Source organism: Mesorhizobium sp. M2A.F.Ca.ET.042.01.1.1, assembly GCF_003997405.1.
Taxonomy (GTDB): Bacteria; Pseudomonadota; Alphaproteobacteria; order Rhizobiales; family Rhizobiaceae; genus Mesorhizobium.
This window is the reverse complement of sequence record NZ_RZRX01000311.1, coordinates 1-6,036: the sequence shown is the minus strand read 5'-3', so window position 1 is coordinate 6,036 and position 6,036 is coordinate 1. Positions and strand designations below refer to the sequence as shown.

Genomic DNA, 6,036 nt, shown 5'->3' with positions numbered 1-6,036 from the left:
GGGCGACAGTTTCGTGCAGCAGATCGTCGGTCACGGGCTTGCCGCAAAACTCTCGGCAAAGCTCGGCGAAGGGGTCGTCAACGGCATGATGACGGCGCGCATCGGCATCGCGGCGATGGAGACCGCCCGCCCATTGCCATTCATTGCCGTGAAGCGACCAGGCCTCGGCGATTTCCTCTCAGCGCTGACCTCGTTCGCGGCCAAAAAAGACGGTCAGGCGGAGCAATAGAGTAAACGCGAAAGCCACCTCCAGTGACGAAGCATTAACCAATCTTCGCCATGGTCGATCAGGTCCCAAGAATAGACTCTGTCATGCCGGGTGTCGTCCATGAGAAGCGTAATCCTGTCCTGCGTGCTGCCTGCGACCGTTGCCATTGCCGCGCCGCTCGGATTGGTCGAAAAAGCCTTTGGCGCCGAGCCGGACAAGCAGTTCTTCCGTTCCGTCGAGGGCCGATGGGTAGGCCCTGGCGAGATCATCGCCGGCAAGTACAAGGGCACCAAATTCATCTGCGATTTCAATGGCTCGACGCCTGACGGCAAGGTCGGCATGACGCTGGACGGCAACTGCCGGGTCGGCGTATTCACGCAGAAGATGTCCGCGACCGTCGAGCGCAAGGGTCGCGACGGCTACAGGGGCGCCTTCATGGGCGGCTCGACCGGCAACGGCATGGATATTGTCGGCGGCAACGTCGTCGACGCTCAGAAGGTCGTCTTCACCATCAACCGCAACCAGTTGAACGGCGTCATGCAGGCCCGCGTGCCCGACGACAATTCGATGACCGTGACGGTGGCGGTGCGTGTCGACAAACAGCTGGTGCCAGTGATCGGCATGAGCCTGAAGCGGGTCGATTCGGTCGAAGTCGGCGCTATCGCCAAGAACTGACCAGAGGCGCCGACCTTAGCAAAACAAAAAGGCGGCGGCCGCCTGGCCACCGCCTTGCCGTTACTCGACGGCTGCGCTCAACCCTTGAAGGTGGCCGTCAATTCGTCATAGGCCTTGCAGGCTTCGTCAAGCGTCGTCGCGCCCTGGTACTTGGCGGTCACAGCCTGAGCCTTTTCGGTCAGGTCAGCGGCCTTGCTTGGATCCTTGGTGATCGCCGCCTGAAGTGCGGCAGCCATGTCCTGCGCCTTCTTGGCGGCTATTTCCTGGGTGCATTCCGGCCCCTTGGAGCAAGCCGAGGCAGCCAACGCCGCAACACCTACGGCGACGAGCAAAAACTTCTTCATGTCAATTATCTCCTCAAAAAAGGCGGCCGCCCATCGCAGCCGCCTCCCATGGCCGAAGCCGAACGTGCCATAACCGCTGATTGTGGCGGCACGCAACGACCGGGCCGCATAAACTTGTGTAACCAGGCTGCAATATCGCGGCGTTCCAGGTTCAGGCCGCCCAATACATTGAGCACCTCACCGTTTTCGTGAAACGGTGAGGTGCTCTACCGGAACAAGTTCACCCGCGAGGCTGCGACAGCGCCAGCACGACTGTCGATGCGGCAAGGACGACGGTAAGGGTCATAGGTCCCGAGGCGCCATAGGTGTCCACGACATAGCCGCCGACAACCGCGCCGGTGGTGATGGCAATCTGGAAAGAGACGACCATCAGGCTACCGGCCGCTTCCAGCGCATCAGGCGCCGCGCGCGACAGATTGGTTGGCAGCACGACGGGCCCCATGCCGAAGGCCAAGCCCCACAGCGTGACGAATCCGAAGGCCACGCCAATGTGCACACCCCAAAGCACCAATGCCAACGCCGCAATCGCCATCAACGCGGCGGTGACCACGAGGGCCAAGCGGATATCGGCGTCGGCCATGCGGCCTCCGGCAACGTTGCCGATCACGGCGGCGACGCCAAATCCGAGCAGGGCCAGGGCAATTGGCCCTGTTGCAAGCTGCGTCACCTGTTCGAGGAAAGGGCGCACATAGACCGAACCGGCAAAATGCCCCGTCATCAGCAAAAGGATGGCCAGCATGCCGAGTTGAACGCCACGCCGCCGTGTCAGCCGAAATACATCCGCAAGACTATTGCTGGCGGTGGCAGGCAGGGTCGGCAGGCTAAGCAACTGCAGCAGCATGGCAATCACAGCCAGCCCCGCCGTCAAGGCCATGGCGCTGCGCCATCCCACCCAGTCGCTGATCAACGCACCCGCCGATGGTGCGGCAATGGTGGCAAGCGAGACGCCGAGGGTGACGATGCCCATGCCCCGACCTGTCGCATTGGCGCCAACCAGCCGGGCCACGACGGCAACCGAGAGTGCCCAAAAGGCGCTGAGAGCAATTCCGAGCCCTGCCCGGCCCAACAGCAGCAACCAGAAATTGGGCGCCAGCGCCGAAAGGAGGTTGGAGCCGACCGCCAAGGCGCTGAGGCCAACCAGCACCGTCTTGCGGTTCAACCGGCCGATGAGAACATTGCTCAACATGGCCGTCACGGCGCCGACAGAAGCGGTGGCGGTAACCACCTGTCCGGCCGTTCCTTCGCTGATGCCGAGATCGCGCGCCATTGGGGTCAGCAGACCTGCCGGCAGGAATTCGGCTGACACCAGGGCAAAGCTGGTGGCCGCCAATGAAATGACCGAGAACCAGGTGGCTGCGTTCCACGTGGTTGGCGCGGCGCTATCGAGGTCTAATGCCTCGTCTTCAAGCTGTAATGTTGTGTCTGTCACCGGAAGGATCTCCAAGGAATGGAGGCCTTCAATAGACGAGTCCTTTCGGATGATATGTATCCTAAAATCCGAAATTCATATCCGTTCGTCCGGAAATTGTGCGACGCACAACGCCAGGCGAGACATTGGTGATGCGTTTGAACGCGCGCGCGAAGGACGCTTCGCTGTCATAGCCCAAACGGGTAGCGACCTCGGCAACCGACAAGCCGTTTTGCCCCAGCAACTCGCGGGCAAGCTGCATACGCAGACGGGCGAGATAGTGGGCAGCGCCCTCCCCTAATACGGCGCTGAAGCGCTCGGCGAAAATCGAGCGCGATTGGCCTGCCAGGCCAGCAAGGCTTTCCAAGGTCCAGTTATGGCCGGGGTTTCGGTGCATGGCTGCCAGCGCACGCCCGATATGGGGGTCGCGGATAGCGGCAAGCCAACCGGTGGTCGCGGCTCCCGTGCAATTGACCCAGCAGCGGATGAGCCGGGCTGTCAACAAGTCCGCCATGCGCGACAGAATCGTGGCGCTGCCCATCTGCGGTTGCGCGGCCTCAGCCGTCATAGCCGTCAGCAAAGGACGCATGACCGGATCATTGCCGGCCACGTCGCAGCCCTTGATGATCGGCGGCATCAACGTGATCAACGGATCGAGCGCACAGACGCCCAAGGCCATGGAGCCGCAGAAAAGAGTGCTTGTCGCGCCCGTCCCTTCCCGCACCACCTCGCAGACATTGCTGCCCAACTTGGTCACCTGGCAGCTCTCGAGGGAGTCGCCGACAACGTCCGGCGCGCTGGCCAGCCGATGGGCTATGCCTTGCGGCAGCAGGACCAGGTCGCCATCGCGCAACTCCTGCCAGCCTTCCGCTTCAGTATAGATCCAGCACGGACCCTGGCCGACAAAGTGAAAGCGAAGCAGCCTCTGTTGCGGAAAGGCGATGCTCCATGGATGTCGCAGCTCGCAGCGGCCATAGTTCACGCCACTCAAGCGAAAGTCCTGCAGGACTTCGCTGAGCGCATCCATCGGGACATGCGGAAGCGGGCGGGACGAATAGTCAGACATTTCGCCATTATAGATGCCGAACGTCCGACAGGCAAGCGAAGGTCCCTCCGACGGCGCCCTACCCTTCCTGGCAGGCCTCCCGCCCTTGCCTCTCCCTCCCGGTGCATGCAAGGAGTGTTTCTAATGCATGTCGCCCAGAAGTGCGCAGCGGTTCTGGGATAACGACATGCATCCAGCAAATGCATGTCGCCCAGAAGTGTGCAGCGGTTCTGGGACAACGACATGCATCAAGCAAAGACCTGAAGCGCGTCCACCTGATTCTTTTCCAGGCGAACGCGCTTTTGAGCAACAGGATGACAGCCATGGCAGCTGAAACGTCGAGCAGCGATCTGGTGCAGGTGGTGGCGTTGCTCGCGGCCGGCGTCATCGCCGTGCCGATCTTCAAGCGCATGGGGCTGGGCTCGATCCTCGGCTACCTTGCCGCAGGCGTGGTCATCGGCCCGTTCGGCCTGCGCGTCTTTTCCGAATCGGGATCGATCCTCCACGTCGCGGAGCTCGGCGTCGTCATGTTCCTGTTCATCATCGGGCTGGAAATGCAGCCATCGCGGCTCTGGGGCCTGCGTCGCGAGATCTTTGGATTGGGTGCCCTCCAGGTCGGCGTCTGCGCGGTCCTGCTCACCCTCGTCGGACTGGCCGGAGGCTTTCCCATCGCGCAGTCCTTCGTTGCCGGCGCCGGCTTCGTGCTGACCTCGACGGCGATCGTCATGCAGTTGCTGGAAGAGCGCGGCGAGATCGCCACGCCGAAAGGCCAGCGCATCGTCTCCATCCTCTTGCTTGAGGACCTGATGATCGTGCCGCTGCTGGCGCTGGTCGCCTTCCTCGCGCCGGGCGGCGCCGAAACCAGTATTTCGGAGCGGCTGAGCGAAGTCGGCATCGGCATTGCCGCGATCGTCGGACTGGTCGTGGCCGGCCGTTACCTGCTCAATCCGCTTTTCCGCGTCCTGGCGGACGCCCGCGCCCGCGAGGTCATGACCGCCGCGGCCCTCCTGGTGGTGCTGGGATCGGCTCTCGCCATGCAGCTCTCCGGCCTGTCGATGGCGATGGGCGCCTTCCTCGCCGGCGTGCTCCTGTCGGAATCGACCTTTCGACACCAGCTCGAAGCCGATATCGAGCCGTTCCGCGGCATCCTGCTCGGCCTGTTCTTCCTCGCAGTCGGCATGTCGCTCGACCTGAGCGTCGTTGCCCATAACTGGCGGCTCGTCGCCATCTATGTCATCGCCTACATGGTCATGAAGGCGCTCGGCATCTACATCGTCGCGCGCATCCTGAAGAGCGGCCACCGCGAGGCGCTAGAACGCGCCGTCTTCATGGCGCAGGGCGGCGAATTCGCCTTCGTGCTTTATTCGTCTGCCGCCGCAGTCGGCATCATCGACGGCCAGGCCAACGCAACGCTCACCGCCATCGTCATCATCTCGATGGTGCTGACGCCGCTCGCGATCCTGGCGCTGCGCTCCCTCACCCCGCGCGACGAGCAGTCGCTCGACGGCGTCGACGTCGCCGAGGGCCTCACCGGCAGCGCGCTGATCATCGGTTTCGGCCGCTTCGGCCAGATCGCAAGCCAGCCGCTTCTATTGCGGGGGCTGGACGTCTCGATCATCGACAACGAGGTGGAGATGATCCAGGCGGCGGCCAATTTCGGCTTCAAGGTCTATTATGGCGATGGCACGAGGCTCGATATCCTGCATGCGGCCGGCGCCGGGCGGGCTCGCGCGGTGCTGATCTGCGTCGACAAGCCGGACGCCGCCGTGCGCATCGCGCAGCTGATCAAGGCCGAATTCCCGCTGGTCACCATCCTGGCGCGCGCCTACGACCGCGGCACCGCGCTGCAGCTCATTCGTGCCGGCGTCGACTACCAATTGCGCGAAACCTTCGAATCGGCGCTCGTCTTCGGCGGCTCGGCGCTGGAGGCATTGGGCGTCGATCCGGAGGAGGTTGCCGAGGTCATCGAGGACGTGCGCCGTCGCGATACCGCTCGCTTCGAAACGCAGCTTGCCGAGGGCATCCGCGCCGGCCAGCGTTTCCTCAAGGGCAACATCGGCACGCCGATCCCGACGCCGCTCACGCAACCGCGCCGGGCCGGCCGCGCGCTGAACCAGGAAACAGCCGTCGTGCTGAACGAGGCAGAGACCAACAACTGAGGGGCAAGGCATGGCAGAGCTCGACGCGCGGGCGCTTTCGGTCACCAAATTCTGGCGCGACGCCGGCGAGGACGCCTGGTTCGAGAAGAACGACGCCTTCGACACCGATTTTCGCAGCCGCTTCCTGGAGTTGCATTACGCTGCCGCGCGGCGCGAATGCGACGATTGGAACGCCCATGCCGAAGGATCGCTGGCGC

At 63.3% G+C, this 6,036-nt stretch carries 7 protein-coding genes; 4 read left to right on the top strand and 3 right to left on the bottom strand.

Annotation, left to right across the window (positions count from 1 at the left end; genetic code table 11):
• Positions 1 to 229 (top strand): DUF697 domain-containing protein (locus EOA23_RS30280; protein WP_127306824.1); only part of this gene is annotated, 229 nt, incomplete at its 5' end.
• Positions 230 to 328: 99 nt separating this feature from the next.
• Entirely contained in the window at positions 329 to 883 is a 555-nt protein-coding gene (locus EOA23_RS30275) for a hypothetical protein (RefSeq protein ID WP_126060657.1), read from the top strand.
• Positions 884 to 960: 77 nt separating this feature from the next.
• On the opposite strand, the gene EOA23_RS30270 is transcribed toward EOA23_RS30275, so the two are convergent.
• The 3 genes from EOA23_RS30270 to EOA23_RS30260 form a co-directional block, all read right to left on the bottom strand.
• The gene (locus EOA23_RS30270; RefSeq protein WP_245474394.1) at positions 961 to 1,323 is read right to left on the bottom strand and encodes a hypothetical protein; all 363 of its coding nucleotides are present in this window, start codon (positions 1,321 to 1,323) and stop codon (positions 961 to 963) included.
• 124 nt (positions 1,324 to 1,447) lie between these two features.
• Positions 1,448 to 2,656: an MFS transporter gene (locus EOA23_RS30265; RefSeq protein WP_127306823.1), complete on the bottom strand. Its 1,209-nt coding sequence runs from the start codon at positions 2,654 to 2,656 to the stop codon at positions 1,448 to 1,450.
• 61 nt (positions 2,657 to 2,717) lie between these two features.
• Positions 2,718 to 3,701: an AraC family transcriptional regulator gene (locus EOA23_RS30260; RefSeq protein ID WP_189341761.1), complete on the bottom strand. Its 984-nt coding sequence runs from the start codon at positions 3,699 to 3,701 to the stop codon at positions 2,718 to 2,720.
• A gap of 302 nt (positions 3,702 to 4,003) precedes the next feature.
• Here EOA23_RS30260 and EOA23_RS30255 point away from each other — a divergent pair, with 302 nt between their 5' ends.
• Positions 4,004 to 5,839, top strand: coding sequence for a monovalent cation:proton antiporter-2 (CPA2) family protein (locus EOA23_RS30255; protein ID WP_127306822.1), 1,836 nt, complete (start codon positions 4,004 to 4,006; stop codon positions 5,837 to 5,839).
• 10 nt (positions 5,840 to 5,849) lie between these two features.
• The coding region (locus tag EOA23_RS30250) for a DUF924 family protein (protein WP_127306821.1) at positions 5,850 to 6,036 on the top strand (187 nt) is incomplete at its 3' end.

Excerpts from the sequence above, each read along its gene's own strand:
- EOA23_RS30275 (WP_126060657.1), top strand. The coding sequence starts at position 329 with ATGAGAAGCGTAATCCTGTCCTGCGTGCTGCCTGCGACCGTTGCCATT.
- EOA23_RS30260 (WP_189341761.1), bottom strand. The coding sequence starts at position 3,701 with ATGTCTGACTATTCGTCCCGCCCGCTTCCGCATGTCCCGATGGATGCG.
- EOA23_RS30255 (WP_127306822.1), top strand. The coding sequence starts at position 4,004 with ATGGCAGCTGAAACGTCGAGCAGCGATCTGGTGCAGGTGGTGGCGTTG.